This is a genomic window from Lactobacillus kefiranofaciens, assembly GCF_900103655.1.
GTDB lineage: Bacteria > Bacillota > Bacilli > Lactobacillales > Lactobacillaceae > Lactobacillus > Lactobacillus kefiranofaciens.
Genome location: NZ_FMXC01000021.1, coordinates 20119 through 38583, shown reverse-complemented (window position 1 = coordinate 38583; position 18465 = coordinate 20119). Strand labels below are relative to the sequence as shown.

Below are 18465 nucleotides of genomic sequence, written 5' to 3'. Positions count from 1 at the left end.
CTGGCATTAGCTGTTAAATAGCGAATGTTGGTAATCAGATGTCCATTATGCAGGAGAGCCAAGGAGCCACAGTAAGGACAAGCAGGCTGAATCAATTCTGCTTCATAGATTTTGTGCTTTTTCATCTGGACCATTTTGTAGAAATAGTCTTTGAAAACAATATTTTTTTCTTTAATATCAAGATCAAATTTAATACAATTATTAAAAGAGGACATAGAAACACACCTTTATTTATAAAATGTTTAGTAGGATAGATTTTTTATTACAGGGGACTATGTCCTCCTTTTTTATGCAATAAAAAACCTGTTAACAGCTTATCATATTGATAAGTCATCAACAGGAAAAATTATAGAGCCGATTTTATTCCAGCGCCTTTTTTTAGTACAATAAATAATTGACTGGAGGAAAACTAATGAGTTATTCAGAACAATTACTTGATGCCATTCAAAATCATGACTTTTCATCGAATCAACATTTACTTAAAGAGGCCTTGAATAATGATGATCCGGAAATTTTATCTTCATTAGCTTCTAATTTAACTGGTTTGGGTTTTACTGATTTGGCTAAACAAGTTTATCGTGCTTTAATTGCTAAGTTTCCCCGCGAAGATTTATTTAAGGTGTATTTAGCTGAAATTCTTTTAAATGACGGGGATGAAGACGATGGCCTATCGTTGCTTTATAACGTTTCTGAGGAGTCTTCTGCTTATCTAGATAGTCTGTTAGTGCAAGCAGATTATTATCAAACTAATGGCTTAATTGAAACTGCTAAGGATAAATTATTGCAGGCTCTTAAACTTGCACCACAAGAAGATGCGGTAAAATTTGGCTTAGCTGAGTTAGATTATTTAAGTGGTGATTATGAACAAGCTTTGGCTCTTTATCAGGATTTAATTCAAAGACAGAGTAGTTTTAGTGAAGTGAATCTATATCAACGCCTATTTGCAACTAATGCCAAATTGGGCAAGTATGAAGAAGCGGCTCAAATTATTAGAGAACATAGTGATAGCATCTTAGACATTGATAGTAAGTACGAAGCAGGATTGGTAATGCTGGCTGTAGGTGATGATCAGCAAGCAATCAAATATTTAGATGAGGTAATAAAGCAAAGCCCAGACTATGTAAATGCCTATCCACTTTTGGCACAAGCCTATGAACATCGGCATGATAATGAGCAAGTTTTGCGGACAGCACAAGCTGGTTTGGCTTATAATGAACTTGATGAGACCCTTTACTCTATGGGTGCTAGAAGCGCTGCCAATCTAAATGAATTAGATACAGCTCAAAGTTTGCTTGAAAAAGGCTTAAAAGTGGCTGCAGATAATAGTGATTTGCGTTTGCAACTATCAAATCTTTATTTACATCAGCGTCGTGATCAGGATAACATTGCTTTATTTAAGAATCTCGATAATGAAAGCATTGAACCACAAGCTCATTGGAATATGGCTTTATCATATGAAAAGTTAGATAATACGGAAAAAGCGCAAAGCGAATTTTTACTAGCGTACCCTGATTTTAAGGAGAATCCAGATTTCTTGCGGCAAATGATTATTTTCTTTAACGCCCAAAATAATGTGGATATTACAAAACAATTGTTAGAGAAATATCTGCGGCTTTCCCCTGAAGATGATGAAATGCAAGATCTGTATAATAATCTGTAAAAATAAGCCGACTATGCAGCCGGCTTATTTATTTCCGAATGAAGAAATGGTGTCGTTTTTGTTTATAGGTGAAACCTTCACCCAGAGCTTCATGTACCTCGATAATTGAAATGAAGGCATTAGGATCTTCCTGCCAAATTAATTGCTTAATTGCAGCGATTTCACGAGGTGATACTACAACATAGATGACTCGTTTTTCATCTTGTTGATAGCCACCTAAGGCTTTAAGATAAGTAAAGCCGCGATCTAGTTTTAAATCGATCATCTTACCAATTTCTTGGTATTTATCAGAAATAATTAATAAGCCACGAGCGCTGTAAGCACCTTGTTGAACCGTGTCCATAACGCGTGAAAGTACGAATGATGCTAGTAAAGTATACATCATATGCTTAATGTCTAAGTAAGAAAGAGATGCGAATAAGACTACAGCATCACAGAAAAGCAACATTTTGCCAGAAGAAATTCCCAGCTTAAGCTGGCAGATTCGGGCGATAATATCGGTACCGCCAGAAGTACCATTGTATCTGAATACTAAGCCTAATCCGATTCCTGAAAGCACTCCCGCGGAAATCGCTGAAAGGAAGAGGTCGTGTTCTAAATTCAATTGTTTTATAATAGGTACTGAGCGCCAAAACCAAAGGAAAAAGGAAAGACAAAGTGTTCCCCAGATTGTATAGCTTAATAGGCGTTTGCCCATGAAGCGATATCCTAATAAGATCAAGGGAATATTAAGTACTAAAGTAGATAATCCCATGTTAATGTTCCAGAAATGGCGTAGAATCAATGCAATACCACTGATTCCACCATCTGCTAGCTTATTGGGTACTGAGATCATATCTAGACTCACAGCATAAATGGCGCAACCTAGAGCAATCATAAAGATATCGATCATTGTAGTTTTATCAATTTTATGCATAATAATTACCTCCTTTGTCCCCTTACCTTCATTTTAACAAACGAAAAATTAAATGAAATAATTAACGATAATAAGAATTGAGATTTTATTAATGATCAAGATAGATAATTTACCAAATATTTTTGTAAAAGCGATGCCTGTTTTACAAACTCTAGAAAATGCAGGTTTTGAAGCATATTTTGTGGGTGGTTCTGTCCGTGATGTATTGCTACATCGTCATGTCCATGATGTAGATATCACTACTAGCGCTTATCCAGAAGAGGTTAAACAGCTATTTGACAAATCTATTGATACGGGCATTAAACATGGAACAGTAACTGTATTGTATAATAATGAAAGCTATGAAATTACGACTTTCAGAACAGAGTCAGGTTATCAAGATTTTCGTAGACCAGACCATGTAACTTTTGTTCAAAACTTAGATGAAGATCTAAAGAGAAGAGATTTTACAATCAATGCCTTGGCAATGAATACCAAAGGAGAAATTGTTGATTTATTTAACGGACTAGATGACCTTGAACATCATATTATTCGTGCAGTTGGCGACCCTGAGACTCGGTTTCACGAAGATGCATTGAGAATGATGCGAGCAGTTCGCTTTATGAGCCAGCTAGAATTTAAGCTAGAAGAGAAGACGAGGCAGGCAATTAAAGATAATCATCAATTGCTAAAAAAGATCTCAGTGGAACGAATTCGTGAAGAATTTGTCAAAATGGGCTTAGGGACCAATTCAAGACAAGCTTTCCAAGTTTTTCTTGATACACAGTTAAGCGAAGATGTCCCAGATTTTGCCGGTAAAAAAGAATTGCTGTCTATTTACCCTAAACTGCAATTTAGTCCAACTATGGAAACAAATTTATGGGCATTAATCATTTTGCTTTTAAAAATGCCTAATGAACGAATTCATGGTTTTATGCGTGACTGGAAAAATTCCAATGCCACTACTGAAAAAGTTGAGCGAATTATTAATTTGTTTGATTTGATTTCAGATCATGCGCCTAGCGATTATGAATTGTTTCAAGCTGGAGAAGAAACTTTGGTTAACACAATCGATGTAGCTCATATTTTAGGTCAACCTATTGCTTCAGAAGCTTTGATAGATCGTTATATGGCCTTACCGATTAAGCAGCCAGGTGAATTAGCGATTGATGGTAGATTCTTGATACAGCGTGGAATGCGTCCTGGTGCTCAATTAGGAAAAACTCTTAACTGGATTAGAGCAATGGTAGTAGCTGGTGAGCTTGAAAATAATCAAGAAGCCATTGAAGATTATTTGGACAATCTAAAATAAAAGTAAAAAAGTCTGGAAAGATCTCCCAGACTTTTAAACATAAAGTAAAACAGAAAAATACATTAAGATTGATCCTAGCATGACGAATAAGTGCCAAATTGTATGAATAAAAGGAATGCTGCGCATACTAAACAAAATTGCACCGATAGTATAGGCGATGCCCCCGCTTACTAGTAACCAGAATCCTGTAGGGCTTAGTCGGTGGTAAAGATATGGACCAGATAGAATGACTAGCCAGCCCATTGCTACGTATAAAATTGTGTCTAGAATAATATGTTTACCACGATTAAAAATATAGTAAATAATACCAAAAATTGTTAGTCCCCAAATTAATCCAAACAAGGTCCAGCCCCAACCACCGCCGATGGCGACTAGTGAAAATGGAGTATAAGATCCAGCAATTAATAAAAAAATTGATGAGTGATCAAAGATTTGAAAAACATTTCTGGCTCTGGTGAAAATAAGGCTGTGGTATAGAGTTGAAAATAAGTAAAGCAAGATTAGACATGATCCATAAATGGTAAAAGTTACAATACGCATTGGATTGCCAGTATGAGCGGCTTGGACAATTAAGATGACTAGCCCAGCAATAGCCAGGCCAAAACCAATCCCATGTGTAATAGCACTGAAAATATTATCTAGTAGATAATATCTTTTAGAGCGTTGCTGTGGCTCTTGAAAAAGTTCACTAAGTTTCATTTGATCAATCCTTTTTTCTTAAGTAGTTTTTTTGATACAATACAAATATATACTGTTCACATTTTATCATAAAAATGGGTAAATAAATTAGAATTGAAGGCGAATACGTTGTCGAAAATAAAAGTTATGACGGATTCTTCCGTCCAACTGACATCAGAAGAGATAAAAAAATATAATATCACGGTAGTGCCATTGACGATTACAATTGATGGTCAGTCCTATGTAGATGGCGTTGATATTACGAGAAGTGATTTTGTTAAAAAAATGAATGCTGCTAAAAACTTGCCTAAGACTAGTCAACCACCTATTGGACGTTTTGTGGATGCAATTAAAAAGTTAACTGCAGATGGCAGCCAAGTAATTGGTATCTTTTTAGCTAAAACACTTAGCGGAACAATTGATGCTGCCCGCCAAGCTGCTGAGATCGCTGGCCAAAGTGAGAATATGATTATTTTTGATTCTGAACTAACCGATCGTGCAGAAGGATTTCAGGTTTTAGCAGCTGCTAGAGATGCACAGGCTGGCAAAAGCATGGATGAGATTATTGCGCACGTGAAGCAAATTAGAAATGATCAAAAACTAGAAATGATGGTCGTCAATTTAAAGAATTTAATTAAAGGTGGACGGTTAGGTGCCTTATCAGGTCGAATTGCGACTATGCTCAATATTCGTATTGCATTGCAGATGCCTAAGGGAGAATTAAAGGTAGCTAAAAAGGGTCGAGGCAAAAAATTTACTAAGGCTTTTAATGAGCGTGTTCTAAAAGAAATTACGGATAATAAAGACCGAATTAAAGAAGTCGGTCTTTCTTACGTAGATACGCCCGAACTGATGCAGGAGCTGGCTAATCAAATTAAAGCTATTAATCCTAAGATAGATGTCTTAGTAGCTGAAACGAGTCCAATTATTGCTACTCATGCTGGCAATGGGGCATATGCAATTTTGTATTATATGGAGTAATTATGGCTTATCGAGAAAGTTTTTATCGCTATTTGATGACGCAAAGGGATACAGATTCAACAGATGATGTTACTCAATTTGCAAATAACGCCCAGCATGATCTGTCTTTTCCAAAACAAGAGCAAAATTATGAAAAACTCTCGGATTATTTAGAACTCAATGCTAGTTATTTACCGAGTATGTCAATTTTTGATCGTGCATATCGGATGTATGAAGATAAGATGATGTACTAAGTCCAAGCTTAAAAATTGCCTGGGCTTTTTTAACGAGAAATAAAATGAACGTAATAATTTTTATTGGTTTTATTATATTTACTGTAGCGATTGCTACTATTCTTCAGCAACGTTTTTTGAAAAAAATCTCTGTCAACTATATTGCATTAGGGATAGGGATATTAATCGCCCTAGTACCACAGACAAACGCTTTAATTGAAAGCTTTCATTCTGAAGTTTTTATGGGATTAATTGTTGCACCCTTGCTTTTTTATGAAGGTCAACGTACTAGGATGTACAACGTTTTGCGAAGCTGGCGTGCAATTGTAGGCTTGACGGTGATAATGATTATTCTAGCCACGATTGCAGCTGCTTTTGGAATTTATTTTAGTCTAGGTTTATCTTTGCCACTAGCTTTTATTTTAGCAGCGATTTCTACTCCCACTGATGCTACAGCAACGGAATCGGTTACTCATGGCTTAAAATTGCCTAAAAAAGTAGCGTTTTATTTAAAGGATGAATCTCTTTTTAACGATGTTTCAGGAATTATTCTGCTCAATATGGCAGTTGATTGGTATATTCATCGAGAATTGCATGTTGAAGAGGCTATTTGCAATTTTATTTATTCTGCCGGAGGTGGAATTATCTTAGGCGGATTAATTGCTATTTTGTTAGTTTTTTTAAGACAGTTGAATTTTCGTTCTAAATATCATTTGACTACGGCTGTTTCGATGCCAGTTGAAGTTTTATTTTTCTTAACCCCATTTATGATATATTTTTTGGCGGAAGAAATTCATGTTTCAGGGATTATTGCCGTAGTAGCTGCTGGCCTGATGCATAACGTAGAGTCAGAACGAAGCCGCTTAAGCAATCCTACTATTTTTTATAATAGCAGTCAGTTTTCAAAATTAATTATTGATGTTTTGAATGGTATTGTATTTTTATTACTTGGGATTATCATTGTTCGCTCAATGCGAGATGATGTTTTTAATCAGCAAACAGTTGATGCAATTTGGGCAGGACTGATTTTGTATAGTGCCAATTTATTGATACGATTTCTTTATTGTCGTTTTTCGCCAAATATTGTAGGTAAAATTAATTCTAAAGACACCTTAATATTTAGTCTAGGTGGCATTCATGGTGCAGTAACCTTTGCTTTGGCTTATACTTTAAGTGAAATGAGCGTTAATCTTGCGGATTTTCATCTTATCTTAGTTAGTGAGATCACCTTGATATTGACTAGTATGATTGTGCCAACAATTGCTTTTCGCTTTTTGCTTAAAAAAGATAAGCCGGATTTGGAAATGCGTCGCGAGGTAGACAGAGTTCGGCAAGAAATGGTCCAATATGCATTAAAACAGATGAATGAAATTTATTTGCCTAAAAAGATCAGAAAGCAATTAAAATTCGACTTAAGAACACAGATGAATCAGACTTCCATCAAAGATTTTATTAAAGAGACTAAGTACACTATTAGACAAAAAGAGTTAACTGAAAATCAACGAGAATTCCGGGCGGAAGTTTATCGCTATGCGTTTAGACAAGAGCGTAATTATCTAGGCCGAATTGCTCAGCAAGAGCAAGAATATCGTCGCGGTTTTTTAACACTCTATAGGGAAATTTTAATTGCGGAAGTTATTTTCTTAGGTGATACAGAAGAATAAGAAAAGAAGGAAGATATATTATGACAACAATTCAGTGGTATCCGGGTCATATGAATAAGGCTCGTAATCAATTAGAGGATAAATTAGGATTAATTGATGTTCTAGTAGAAGTACTAGATAGCAGAATACCGGCCTCCTCTAGGAATCCAATGATTGAGAAACTAGTAGGAAGCAAGCCGCATATTATTATTTTAAATAAGGCAGATTTGGCAGATCCTGTTTTAACCAAAAAATGGACTGAAAAGTTAAATCAGCCTAATAAATATATTTTAGCGCTTGATTCATTGCATAATACTAATATGCAAAAATTGATTGCGCTAATTAAAAAAGCTGCTGCAGAAAAAACTCGCAAGCTAGAGGCAAGAGGCGCATCTAATCCTACAATTAGAATTGCTTTAGCTGGTATTCCTAATTGTGGCAAATCAACTATTATTAACCGTTTAGTTGGGCACAATGTAGCTGAAGTTGGCAATAAACCGGGAGTTACTAAAGGACAAAGATGGTTAAAAACGAGTAGCAATATTCAGGTCCTTGATACTCCAGGTATTTTGTGGCCTAAATTTTCAGATGAAGAAGTTGGGTATAAGTTAGCCGCTCTTGGAGCTATTAAAGATAGCATTTTTCATGCAGATGACGTTGCTCTATTTGTTTTAAAGAATTTTCGTGCTCATTATTTAAAGAATCTAATTAGATTCTCTAAATTATCAAGTTCTGCAATTACAGAAATGACTGATCCTGATCTTTTACTAGCAATGACTGAAAAATATGGAATGCGTGATGATTATGATCGCTTCTCACTATATATGTTGCAGCGTTTGCGTAAAGGCGCATTGGGAAGGATTACTTTAGATAGACCATGACCATTAAAGAAATTAAAGAGCTACTTAAGAATAATGTTAGTACGGAACAATTAGAAGCTTTAGCAGCGGATCCACGTAGTGGCGTACAAAAGCTGTTGGTAAGCTATCATAAAAGACAAGCTAAATTACTTAAAAAGAAGCAGTCTTTTTTGCAGCGTTTTAATTATGAAAAAAAGTTTTGGCAAAAAGGACAACTGGTAGCTGGTGTGGATGAAGTTGGTAGAGGCCCGCTAGCTGGTCCGGTGGTGACTGCAGCTGTTATCATTGATCAGAATTTTGATCTAATTGATGTTAATGATTCTAAGAAGTTAAGTCCAGAAAAGAGATTAAAGCTTTATCCCAAGATTTTATCTGAGGCAGTAAGTGTCGCTGTGGGCGTCAAAAGCGCTCAGGTAATTGACGAAATCAATATTTATGAAGCGGATCGTCAAGCAATGGCACAAGCAGTATGCGATTTGGATATTAAGCCAGCTGCATTGCTAGTCGATGCAATGAATGTTCCGGTTGATCTTCCCCAGATAAAATTAATTAAAGGGGATGCCAAGTCGAATTCAATTGCCGCGGCATCAATTGTAGCTAAGGTGTTCCGGGATAAATTAATGGATGATTATGCTAAAATATATCCTCAATATGATTTTCCTAAAAATGCTGGCTATGGCACGCAAGAGCATATTGCTGCCTTAAAAAAATATGGACCAACACCTATTCATAGAAAAACATTTGCTCCAGTAAGCGATTTTTTTAAATAATTGCAAATAAAAAAGAAAAAATGCCCTTTTTTTGCGTAATAAGTAATGGAGGGTTTTATGAAAAAGACAGAATTCTTATTAAAATTAAAGTTACAAAAGGGCATTGGCTATGTTAAATTGCTTACTATCGCTCAAAAAATGGATGCTAATCTAGAAATAAGTATAGAAGAAATTGAGCAAATGGATTTACCCGAAAAATTAATTCAAGCTTGTTTATGTACTTTTAAGGATCCGGATTTAGAACGGTTGAAAAAGCAAATTTATCAACAAAGTGAGGTAATTAGTTTCTTTGATGATGAATATCCAGAAAAACTGAGGCAAATGTATCGACCACCTTTAGTCTTATTTGCTCGTGGCGATCTTTCCCTTTTACAAAAAGAAATTATTACGATTGTTGGTTCACGTTATCCTACTAATTACAGTAAAAATGTAATTAATCGCTTAGTTCCTAATCTGCTTGAGCAAAATTATGTGATTGCTAGTGGTTTAGCTAAAGGAGTAGATGCCTTAGCCCATCAAGCTGTCTTAAACAATGAAGGTCGTACTATAGCGGTAGTAGGCAACGGGTTAAATTATTCTTATCCTAAGCAAAACTGTGATTTACAAAAGGAGATTACGCAAAAAGGGTTACTAATTAGCGAATATTTGCCAGATACGCCGCCTCGTCCTTTCAGATTTCCAGAAAGGAATAGAATTCTTGCAGGATTGTCTACTGGTGTAATTGTTACTGAAGCCAAAGAAAAGTCTGGCTCGCTAATCACGGCTAGTATCGCTTTACAGGAAAATCGAGATATTTATGCTGTCCCTGGACCAATCACCAGTCAATTATCAGCTGGGCCTAATCAGTTAATTGAAGCGGGGGCTACACCGATTGTGGATTTTAAATTTAATTGTGGAAGTATTTGACAATTCATAAACTATTATTTAATCTGTGCATTGTATATTGTCAAAAAATAATATTTAAATAAGGAGGCAGTTAATGCCTACTAAAGTAAAAAGTAAAACTAAAACAACTAAAAGAAATACTAAAAAACGTAAGAAAACATTAGTCATTGTAGAATCACCTGCTAAGGCTAAAACTATTGAAAAATACCTAGGCAGAAATTATCACGTAATTGCTTCGAAGGGGCATATTCGAGACTTACCAAAATCACAAATGGGAATTGATTTCGAGGATAATTACAAACCTAAGTATATTTCGATTCGTGGTAAAGGCGATACGATCAAAGAATTAAAAAGTGAAGCTAAAAAAGCTAAAGATGTTTATTTGGCATCCGACCCTGATCGTGAAGGAGAGGCAATTGCTTGGCATGTAGCCCACGCACTTAACTTAGATGAGAAAGCTAAAAACCGTGTTACTTTTAACGAAGTTACCAAGGATGCGGTTAAAGAGAGTTTTAAACATCCCCGGACAATTGATATGGATACAGTTGATGCCCAGCAAGCTCGTCGTGTTTTAGATCGAATCGTGGGTTACTCACTTTCACCAATTCTGTGGGCTAAAGTTAAGAAGGGCTTGAGTGCTGGCCGTGTGCAGTCAGTTGCGTTGAAATTAGTAATTGACCGTGAAAAGGAAATTAAGAATTTTAAACCTAAAGAATATTGGACAATTGATGCTGAATTTAAAAAAGAAAAAGAAAGCTTTAAATCAGCTTTTTATGGTTTAAACGGTAAAAAGACGGAGCTAGCCAATATTGATGCGGTTAAAGATGTTTTAGCCAAGATTGACAAAAAGAAAGACTTTACGGTTGAGAAAGTTGTATCGAGACAACGTCGGCGTCAGCCAGCGGCACCGTTTACAACTTCAACTATGCAGCAGGAAGCTAATAAACGATTAGGTTATCGTACTCGTAGGACAATGAGTATTGCTCAGCAACTATATGAAGGGATTAGTTTGGGCAAACAGGGTACTGTCGGTTTAATTACCTATATGAGAACTGACTCTAAAAGAACCTCGCCTGTAGCTCAAAAAGAAGCTTCACAGTTCTTGCACGAAAACTATGGGGCAGAATTTGCAGCTAAAAGTCAAAGACATTTTCAAAATCAAGAAGATGCTCAAGATGCCCATGAAGCAATTCGACCAACTAGTGTCTATAGAACGCCCGCTTCGCTTAAGAGCGTATTAACGACAGAGCAATATCGATTGTATAAGTTGATTTGGTCACGCTTTTTAGCTAGTGAGATGACCCCTGCGGTTTATGACACAGTAAGAGCTGATATCGTGCAAAATGGCGTTATCTTTAGAACTACTGGTTCTAAAATGAGATTTGCCGGTTTTACTAAGGTCTATGACAATCAACAAGAGAAAAACGTTGATTTGCCAGATTTACAAGAAGGCGATCGAGTCAAGATGAGCAAGTCTGACAATAAGCAACACTTTACTCTGCCACCTGCTCGTTATACTGAAGCCAGTTTGGTTCATGCTCTAGAAGAAAACGGTGTTGGTCGTCCATCTACTTATGCACCTACAATTGATACTATTCAGCGACGCTATTATGTAAAGCTAGAAGGTCGTTCTATTGTGCCAACCGAGTTGGGGGAGATTGTTGATACTTTAATTGAGCAATTCTTCCCGGATATTGCCAATGTTGATTACACTGCCCATTTGGAAAATGAATTAGACGAAGTTGAAGATGGACAAAAGGAATGGACTCATGTAGTTGATGAATATTATCAGCCATTTAAGCAGGAGTTAAATAAAGCTGATTCTGAAATTGAAAAGATTCAAATCAAGGATGAACCAGCTGGCTTTAATTGTGATATCTGTGGTGCACCAATGGTGATTAAAATGGGGCGCTACGGCAAGTTTTATGCGTGTTCTCGTTTCCCAGATTGTCGAAATACAAAGCCAATCGTCAAGAAAATTGGCGTTACCTGTCCAAAGTGTGGCAAAGGTGAAGTTGTTGAAAAGAAATCGCGCAGAAACCGTAAATTCTATGGTTGTTCTCGTTATCCAGAATGTGATTTTGTTTCTTGGGATAAGCCAATTGGCAGAAATTGTCCTAACGATGGTCATTTCTTGGTTGAAAAGAAGTCTAAGAAGGGATTAACTGTTTTATGTCCTAATGGTGATTATCGTGAAGAACCGCAAGAAGGCGAAAGCAATAAGTAATATTTAAGAATTAGCTTAAGAGCAGTATAGAATAGCCAAACGTGCTATTCTTAATTAAAAAGAAAAATAAAGGTGATTTAATGCCGAAAAATGTAACTGTGATTGGAGCGGGATTAGCTGGCAGTGAAGCTGTTTGGCAATTGGCTAAGCGGGGAATCCATGTTGATCTTTATGAAATGCGTCCTAAAAAAGAGACGCCAGCTCATGAAACGGGTGGATTTGCTGAGCTGGTTTGTACTAATTCAATGCGCTCTAATCAATTATCTAATGCTGTTGGATTATTAAAGGAGGAAATGCGCCATCTTGATTCATTGATTATGGCAGCTGCTGATAAAACACAAGTCCCTGCTGGTGGGGCATTGGCGGTTGATCGTGATAGCTTCAGTAAATATGTGACCGATACTTTAAGAAAATTAGATAATGTAACTGTTCATGAAGAAGAGATTACTGAAATTCCTCAAGATGGAATTACGATCATTGCTACGGGTCCTTTAACTAGTTCCGCATTAGCTGAAAAGATTCAGGAGTTTTCTAGTACAGATAGTTTGCATTTCTTTGATGCTGCTGCGCCAATTGTGGCGGCAGACTCAATTGACATGGATATCGTATATAAGAAGTCTCGTTATGATCGTGGAGAAGCTGCTTATCTCAATTGTCCGATGAATAAGGAACAATATGAAAAGTTTCAGCATGAGCTAATTAATGCTGAAACTGCACAGCTGCATGGTTTTGAAAAAAATGATGTGTTTGAAGGATGCATGCCGATTGAAGTCATGGCCGCGCGTGGTGCAAAAACAATGTTGTTTGGGCCGTTAAAACCGGTCGGCTTGGAAGATCCACATACTGGTAAAACTCCATATGCAGTGATTCAATTGCGTCAAGACAATGCCGCTGCATCAATGTATAACATAGTCGGTTTTCAAACTCATTTGAAATATGGTGAGCAAAAAAGGGTCTTTTCAATGATTCCTGGTTTCGAAAATGCTCGTTTTGTTAGATATGGCAAGATGCATAGAAACACTTATATTGCTTCTCCAGATATTTTAACGGCAAGTTATGAAGCCAAGAAACAGCCGGGCTTGTTTTTTGCAGGACAAATGACTGGCGTGGAAGGCTATGTCGAAAGTGCGGGTAGCGGCTTAGTCGCAGGAATTAATGCAGCACGTGAAGCACTAGGTGAAAAAACGGTTGCTTTTCCAAAGGATACGGCTCTAGGATCAATGGCAAATTACGTTACTACCACTAGTGCCAAGCATTTTCAACCGATGAATGCTAGTTTTGCGCTTTTACCAGCTTTAGAAGGCAAGAAAATTCGAAAAAAGCGTGAACGGCATGAAAAGATCAGTGAGCGTGGTTTAGCTAGTTTAGATCAATTTAAGATTGACGTCTTAGAACATGACTGATCAAAAAGATGAGCTAGCCCTGTTTATTTCATATCTCACTAATGAGCGTCGTTATAGTAAAGATACTATTTCAGCTTATCAAACTGATTTATTAGAGGCTAAAAGTTTTTGGACTGATAATGGCGGTTTTGACGGTTGGGATAAAGTTCAGGATCGCGACATTGAAGTTTATCTGCAGCATTTAGCTGAACGCAAATTAGCCCGTAATAGTCAAATGCGTCAAATGTCCAGTTTTCATTCTTTTTATCGCTTTTTAACAAAGAGAAAACTAGTGAAGGTGGATCCCACTCAAGGAATAAATTTACGTCGAGGGGAGAAGAAACTGCCGGAATTTTTCTATGAAACAGAGATGAGACAGGTTTTTGATTCACTTTGCGGTGATGCCCCATTAAAGATGCGTAATTTAGCTTTGTTTGAACTTTTTTACGCGACAGGAATGCGAGTTAGTGAAGTAAGCACACTGTGCTTGAAGCAAATCGATTGGGATATGAAAACAATTTTAGTACACGGTAAAGGCAAGAAAGATCGCTATGTCATGTTTGATGGGCATACCCAAAAAGCATTGCTTAATTATCTTGAGAAAGCACGTCCCAAGTTGCTTAAAGATAATTCAGAACAACATGTTTTTCTGAGTCATTTGGGTAGGCCTTTATCTACACGCGGTATTCAATATGTGATGCAAAAAACTTTTAATCAGGCTGGAATTAGTGGTAAAGTACATCCACATGAGTTGCGACATACATTTGCTACTGCGATGATTAGTAATGGTGCCGATTTACGTAGCGTACAAGAATTATTGGGACACAAGAGTTTAGCAGCAACGCAAATCTATACTCATGTTACAATGAAACATTTAAAACAAGATTATGAAAAATATTTCCCTCGTAATAAAGAAAGCTGAGGTTTAAAATGACAACAATTTGTTCAGTAAGACATAATGGTAAGACTGCAATTGCCGGTGATGGTCAGGTTACTTTGGGTGAAAAAGTAATCGCTAAGGCAACCGCAAGAAAAATTCGCCGCATTTATCATGATCGGGTAATTATTGGCTTCGCTGGTGGTGTGGCAGATGCTGTAAGTTTACAAGATATGCTTGAAGGCAAACTTGAAAGCTATAGTGGCGATCTTCGTCGTGCAGCCGTAGAAATGGCACAAGCATGGCGCAAGGATCCAACTCTGCAAAAATTGAATGCCATGTTAATTGCCTTTGATGAAAAAGATTTACTCTTGATTTCGGGTAATGGTGAAGTACTGGAGCCTGATGAAAACGTAGTTGCAATCGGTTCAGGTGGTAATTTTGCTCAAGCTGCGGCCATTGCTATGACTCGTCATGCTAAAGACATGGAAGCTGCAGAAATTGCACATGAAGCTGTTAAAATTGCTTCAGGCATTGATGTATTTACTGATGATCAAATTCATACCGATGAGATTTAGGAGATAAAAATGGCTATTAAGACCCCAAAAGAAATAGTTAGAATCTTAAACGAATATATTATTGGCCAAGATGAGGCTAAAAAATCAGTAGCGATTGCTTTATATAACCGTTACCGTAGGATGCAGCTTCCTAAACAAATGCAGCAGGAAGTAACTCCTAAAAATTTATTAATGGCTGGTCCAACTGGAGTTGGTAAGACTGAAATTGCTCGTCGCCTGGCTAAGATTGTCGAGGCACCATTTGTAAAAGTCGAAGCTACTAAGTTTACTGAGGTAGGTTATGTAGGTCGCGATGTTGAATCAATGGTTCGTGATTTAGTCAGTGAAGCTGTTCGTATGGAAGAGAAAGAGCAGTTTGCTCGTGTCAAAGCTCAAGCTACTAAAGAAGCCAATAAGCAATTAGTACGTTTGCTCGCACCTGGTGTTAAAAAAGAAAATCGTGAAAATCAGATGCAGCAAATGCAGGATATGATGTCTCTACTAATGGGTGGCCCAAATGCACAAAAGAAAAATGACCAAGAAGAGGTTACTGAAGCTGTACGCAACAAGCGGATGGATGTAGCTGATAAACTAAACAAAGGTTTGCTTGAAGATCATCAAGTTACAATTGAAGTTGAGCAAGCTCCCAAGGCTAATCCAATGAGCGACATGATGGGACAAATGGGCATGGACATGGGTTCAATGCTTAATGATATTATGCCCAAGAAAAAGGTTAAGCGGACTTTGGCAGTACGTGATGCACGAGAAGTTTTGATTCAAGAAGAATCACGAAAGATGGTAGATTATGATACTATCTATCAACGTGCTATTGAACGAAGTCAAAATAATGGGATTATCTTTATTGATGAAATTGACAAGATCATTGCTGGCAATAAACGTAATTCTGGTGAAGTTTCACGTGAAGGTGTTCAAAGAGATATTTTGCCAATAGTGGAAGGTTCAACAGTTAATACAAAATATGGTCCAGTTGCGACCGATCATATTTTGTTTATTGCCGCCGGTGCTTTTGCGGAAAGCAAGCCAAGTGATTTGATTCCAGAACTTCAAGGACGTTTTCCAATTCGAGTGGAACTGAATGCTTTGACTAAAGAGGATTTTGTCAAAATTTTGAAGGATCCACAAAATTCTTTGCTAAAGCAATATATTGCTTTAATGAAGGCTGATGGAATTAGTTTGATCTTTACCCAAGAAGCTGTTGACAAGATTGCTGAGATTGCCTTTGATGTCAACCAGGGCACTGATAATATCGGTGCTAGACGTCTTTCAACTGTCTTAGAGAAACTATTGGAAGATGTGCTTTATGAAGGTCCAGATATGGAAATGGGAGAAATTACTATCACTGAAGCTTATGTTGAAGATAAGCTTGGCGATATTATTATGAATAAAGATTTAACTAAGTTTATTCTTTAACTATCTTGGGTACTCGACTATTATAGTCGGGTATTTTTATTGCCTAACATACACTTTTTTATTTAGCTGAAAATGTTAAAATATAAGTAATCAAAGCGATTACATTATAAGTTTTTTATTGTTTGATATGGTAGGTTAAGATAAGTTATGAATTACACAATCGAAAATAATATGATTAAAGTAGTGATCTCAGATCACGGTGCAGAAAATCAAAGCGTTAAAAGCGCACATACGGGCGAAGAATTTATGTGGCAAGCAGATCCTAAAATTTGGGGTCGACATGCACCTATTCTTTTCCCAATAGTAGGTCGTCTGAAGAATGATGAATATACTTACAAGGGCCAGACTTATCATTTAGGGCAACATGGTTTTGCCAGAGATTCTAATTTTAAAGTTGAACATCATTCTCAAGAAAGTATCACTTTCTTACTTAAAGATAACGAAGAAACACGGAAGGTTTATCCATTTAAATTTGAATTTCGTGTTAACTATAATTTGATGAATAACTTATTGGAAGAAAACTTCAGTGTAGTAAATAAATCAGATGAAACAATGATCTTTGGTGTTGGCGGGCATCCTGGATTCAATTTGCCAGTCAAAGATGGGATTACCAAAAAAGATTTCTATTTTGATATGCATCCATCAGTTGCTCGAGTAAAGGTCCCACTTAAGGATGCTAGTCTTGATTGGAATAATCGGTCACTTGCTTCAACTGATAGTTTTATTGGCTTAAGTGATGAACTATTCAAAGATGATGCTTTGATTTATGAGTTGCATGGACATGATAATAAAGTTTCATTAAGAACAGACAAAAATAATTTCCATATTAATGTGTGGACTAGAAATGCACCATTTGTTGGTATTTGGTCACAATATCCACAGACTGCTAACTATGTATGTATTGAGCCATGGTGGGGAATTGCGGATCGCGATGATGCAGATGGCGACCTGGAGCATAAATATGGCATGAATCATCTGGCACCAGGTAAGGAATTTCAAGCAGGCTTTAGCATTACTTATCATTCGGACGCTGATCCAGATGAAAATTAATAATAGAACAGATAAAAGCATCCCTATGTGAGCAACATTGAGATGCTTTTTTTAGTTAGTCAGTTTTTTTGGGTAACTGAAATTCCGTTGTCTTGATATAAAGAGTTAGGTTCTTACGATAATAATTAAGTGATTTCATTGAAATACGCAGTGTTTTTAAGACATCATTATCGGATAATTGATGATTGGAAATGATAGAATAAACAAAGCTCATCCGTAACTGGTGGGTAGTTAGTGTCATGCCAATAATTGAACGATCTGGCGTAATCTTTTGATTAATATTAAAGTCAGAAGCATAATGATCGCCGTTTTTTCTGGCGAAAATATAAGGGTTATTATCTTTAGAATAATCCGTGTGTGCTTTGATATAGTCTCTTACGACTGAGCTTTTAATGTTATCTAACAAGTTAGCAGTTCGAAGAATAGTAATTTCTTTAGGCTTGAATCCAGCAGCAATTGCGGCCATCATTTTAATAGTTTCGGGATGAATCTTTTTAATTTTAATTAATTGAGGTAACGAGTCCATCCAATTGATAACATATTCTTGCTTACGATCAAAATAATTACCACGTAATGATAAAAGGGGATAAGTTGTAATATATCCATACTCGCTAAGAAAGACAAAATACATCTTAAGGTGACTAAGATATTTGTTTACCGTGTTGCTTTTCATATTTAGTTTTTCTTGAAGAGATGCTAAAAAATTGCGGATATCATTAGCTTGCACGTTAGTAATATCTGCTTCTGACTCTAGACTTGCAGAGTAGTAACGCCAAAAAGTGGAGATTGATCTAGAAGCTAAATCAATAGTAGAATTTGCTAATTTCTTTTTTTGTTTGCAATAGTTGCGAAACTCAGCTTCATTAGGAAATGCCATAATTTTGACCTTCTTTCTAATTTAGTTTAATTATATCACAGGAGTATATTGTTACTAAATAATAAAAATAAACTTGTCAACTAACCTGAGAAGTTGTATATTTTAACTAATGTAAATAGGTGATGACGTTCACCATTAACCGAGAAATCTAATGATGTCTACTTTATC

17 protein-coding genes, 1 pseudogene and 1 riboswitch are annotated in these 18465 nt (G+C 36.5%); of the genes and pseudogenes, 14 read left to right on the top strand and 4 right to left on the bottom strand.

Annotated elements, in window-relative coordinates; translation table 11 throughout:
* Nucleotides 1-215, bottom strand: a pseudogene (locus tag BLP58_RS08125) (ISL3 family transposase); the annotation flags it as partial.
* 197 nt (nt 216-412) lie between these two features.
* Here BLP58_RS08125 and BLP58_RS08120 point away from each other — a divergent pair.
* Nucleotides 413-1660, top strand: coding sequence for a tetratricopeptide repeat protein (locus BLP58_RS08120; protein ID WP_013854186.1), 1248 nt, complete (start codon nt 413-415; stop codon nt 1658-1660).
* Between the two features lie 28 nt (nt 1661-1688).
* Here the strand turns inward: BLP58_RS08120 and BLP58_RS08115 are convergent, their stop codons facing one another.
* Complete coding sequence (locus tag BLP58_RS08115; RefSeq protein ID WP_013854185.1) at nt 1689-2576, bottom strand: YitT family protein; 888 nt, start codon at nt 2574-2576, stop codon at nt 1689-1691.
* 91 nt (nt 2577-2667) lie between these two features.
* On the opposite strand from BLP58_RS08115, the gene BLP58_RS08110 reads away from it, so the two are divergent.
* Nucleotides 2668-3867, top strand: coding sequence for a CCA tRNA nucleotidyltransferase (locus BLP58_RS08110; protein WP_013854184.1), 1200 nt, complete (start codon nt 2668-2670; stop codon nt 3865-3867).
* 33 nt (nt 3868-3900) lie between these two features.
* Here the strand turns inward: BLP58_RS08110 and trhA are convergent, their stop codons facing one another.
* Nucleotides 3901-4566, bottom strand: coding sequence for a PAQR family membrane homeostasis protein TrhA (trhA, locus tag BLP58_RS08105; RefSeq protein WP_013854183.1), 666 nt, complete (start codon nt 4564-4566; stop codon nt 3901-3903).
* A 108-nt stretch (nt 4567-4674) separates the two neighbouring features.
* Here trhA and BLP58_RS08100 point away from each other — a divergent pair, with 108 nt between their 5' ends.
* The 12 genes from BLP58_RS08100 to BLP58_RS08045 all read left to right on the top strand — a co-directional run bounded on the left by BLP58_RS08100 (nt 4675) and on the right by BLP58_RS08045 (nt 17420).
* Entirely contained in the window at nt 4675-5526 is an 852-nt protein-coding gene (locus BLP58_RS08100) for a DegV family protein (RefSeq protein ID WP_025084227.1), read from the top strand.
* A 2-nt stretch (nt 5527-5528) separates the two neighbouring features.
* Complete coding sequence (locus tag BLP58_RS08095) at nt 5529-5759, top strand: YozE family protein (RefSeq protein ID WP_013854181.1); 231 nt, start codon at nt 5529-5531, stop codon at nt 5757-5759.
* A 44-nt stretch (nt 5760-5803) separates the two neighbouring features.
* A complete protein-coding gene (locus BLP58_RS08090; protein ID WP_013854180.1) occupies nt 5804-7402 on the top strand; it encodes a cation:proton antiporter in 1599 nt (532 codons plus the stop codon).
* 20 nt (nt 7403-7422) lie between these two features.
* A complete protein-coding gene (gene ylqF / locus BLP58_RS08085) occupies nt 7423-8262 on the top strand; it encodes a ribosome biogenesis GTPase YlqF (protein WP_013854179.1) in 840 nt (279 codons plus the stop codon).
* Complete coding sequence (gene rnhB / locus BLP58_RS08080) at nt 8259-9011, top strand: ribonuclease HII (RefSeq protein ID WP_013854178.1); 753 nt, start codon at nt 8259-8261, stop codon at nt 9009-9011. The genes ylqF and rnhB overlap by 4 nt, the downstream gene beginning before the upstream one ends.
* A gap of 57 nt (nt 9012-9068) precedes the next feature.
* The gene (gene dprA / locus BLP58_RS08075; protein ID WP_013854177.1) at nt 9069-9917 is read left to right on the top strand and encodes a DNA-processing protein DprA; all 849 of its coding nucleotides are present in this window, start codon (nt 9069-9071) and stop codon (nt 9915-9917) included.
* A gap of 73 nt (nt 9918-9990) precedes the next feature.
* Nucleotides 9991-12123 (top strand): type I DNA topoisomerase, encoded by a 2133-nt coding sequence (gene topA / locus BLP58_RS08070; protein WP_013854176.1) that lies wholly within the window; start codon nt 9991-9993, stop codon nt 12121-12123.
* A gap of 80 nt (nt 12124-12203) precedes the next feature.
* Nucleotides 12204-13526: a methylenetetrahydrofolate--tRNA-(uracil(54)-C(5))-methyltransferase (FADH(2)-oxidizing) TrmFO gene (gene trmFO / locus BLP58_RS08065; protein ID WP_013854175.1), complete on the top strand. Its 1323-nt coding sequence runs from the start codon at nt 12204-12206 to the stop codon at nt 13524-13526.
* Nucleotides 13519-14427, top strand: a complete 909-nt coding sequence (gene xerA / locus BLP58_RS08060) for a site-specific tyrosine recombinase/integron integrase (RefSeq protein WP_013854174.1) — start codon at nt 13519-13521, stop codon at nt 14425-14427. The genes trmFO and xerA overlap by 8 nt, the downstream gene beginning before the upstream one ends.
* Nucleotides 14428-14435: 8 nt before the next feature.
* Complete coding sequence (hslV, locus tag BLP58_RS08055; RefSeq protein ID WP_013854173.1) at nt 14436-14960, top strand: HslVU peptidase proteolytic subunit; 525 nt, start codon at nt 14436-14438, stop codon at nt 14958-14960.
* Between the two features lie 9 nt (nt 14961-14969).
* Nucleotides 14970-16370: an ATP-dependent protease ATPase subunit HslU gene (hslU, locus tag BLP58_RS08050; RefSeq protein WP_025084226.1), complete on the top strand. Its 1401-nt coding sequence runs from the start codon at nt 14970-14972 to the stop codon at nt 16368-16370.
* A 147-nt stretch (nt 16371-16517) separates the two neighbouring features.
* The gene (locus tag BLP58_RS08045) at nt 16518-17420 is read left to right on the top strand and encodes an aldose 1-epimerase family protein (protein ID WP_013854171.1); all 903 of its coding nucleotides are present in this window, start codon (nt 16518-16520) and stop codon (nt 17418-17420) included.
* Between the two features lie 55 nt (nt 17421-17475).
* On the opposite strand, the gene BLP58_RS08040 is transcribed toward BLP58_RS08045, so the two are convergent.
* Nucleotides 17476-18297 (bottom strand): site-specific integrase, encoded by an 822-nt coding sequence (locus tag BLP58_RS08040; RefSeq protein ID WP_013854170.1) that lies wholly within the window; start codon nt 18295-18297, stop codon nt 17476-17478.
* A 109-nt stretch (nt 18298-18406) separates the two neighbouring features.
* A riboswitch (Fluoride riboswitch) is annotated at nt 18407-18465 on the top strand.

Bases quoted from the DNA above. Each gene is read 5' to 3' on its own strand.
- BLP58_RS08120 (WP_013854186.1), top strand. From the start codon at position 413: ATGAGTTATTCAGAACAATTACTTGATGCCATTCAAAATCATGACTTT.
- BLP58_RS08115 (WP_013854185.1), bottom strand. From the start codon at position 2,576: ATGCATAAAATTGATAAAACTACAATGATCGATATCTTTATGATTGCT.
- BLP58_RS08110 (WP_013854184.1), top strand. From the start codon at position 2,668: ATGATCAAGATAGATAATTTACCAAATATTTTTGTAAAAGCGATGCCT.
- trhA (WP_013854183.1), bottom strand. From the start codon at position 4,566: ATGAAACTTAGTGAACTTTTTCAAGAGCCACAGCAACGCTCTAAAAGA.
- BLP58_RS08095 (WP_013854181.1), top strand. From the start codon at position 5,529: ATGGCTTATCGAGAAAGTTTTTATCGCTATTTGATGACGCAAAGGGAT.
- BLP58_RS08090 (WP_013854180.1), top strand. From the start codon at position 5,804: ATGAACGTAATAATTTTTATTGGTTTTATTATATTTACTGTAGCGATT.
- ylqF (WP_013854179.1), top strand. From the start codon at position 7,423: ATGACAACAATTCAGTGGTATCCGGGTCATATGAATAAGGCTCGTAAT.
- rnhB (WP_013854178.1), top strand. From the start codon at position 8,259: ATGACCATTAAAGAAATTAAAGAGCTACTTAAGAATAATGTTAGTACG.
- dprA (WP_013854177.1), top strand. From the start codon at position 9,069: ATGAAAAAGACAGAATTCTTATTAAAATTAAAGTTACAAAAGGGCATT.
- topA (WP_013854176.1), top strand. From the start codon at position 9,991: ATGCCTACTAAAGTAAAAAGTAAAACTAAAACAACTAAAAGAAATACT.
- trmFO (WP_013854175.1), top strand. From the start codon at position 12,204: ATGCCGAAAAATGTAACTGTGATTGGAGCGGGATTAGCTGGCAGTGAA.
- xerA (WP_013854174.1), top strand. From the start codon at position 13,519: ATGACTGATCAAAAAGATGAGCTAGCCCTGTTTATTTCATATCTCACT.
- hslV (WP_013854173.1), top strand. From the start codon at position 14,436: ATGACAACAATTTGTTCAGTAAGACATAATGGTAAGACTGCAATTGCC.
- hslU (WP_025084226.1), top strand. From the start codon at position 14,970: ATGGCTATTAAGACCCCAAAAGAAATAGTTAGAATCTTAAACGAATAT.
- BLP58_RS08045 (WP_013854171.1), top strand. From the start codon at position 16,518: ATGAATTACACAATCGAAAATAATATGATTAAAGTAGTGATCTCAGAT.
- BLP58_RS08040 (WP_013854170.1), bottom strand. From the start codon at position 18,297: ATGGCATTTCCTAATGAAGCTGAGTTTCGCAACTATTGCAAACAAAAA.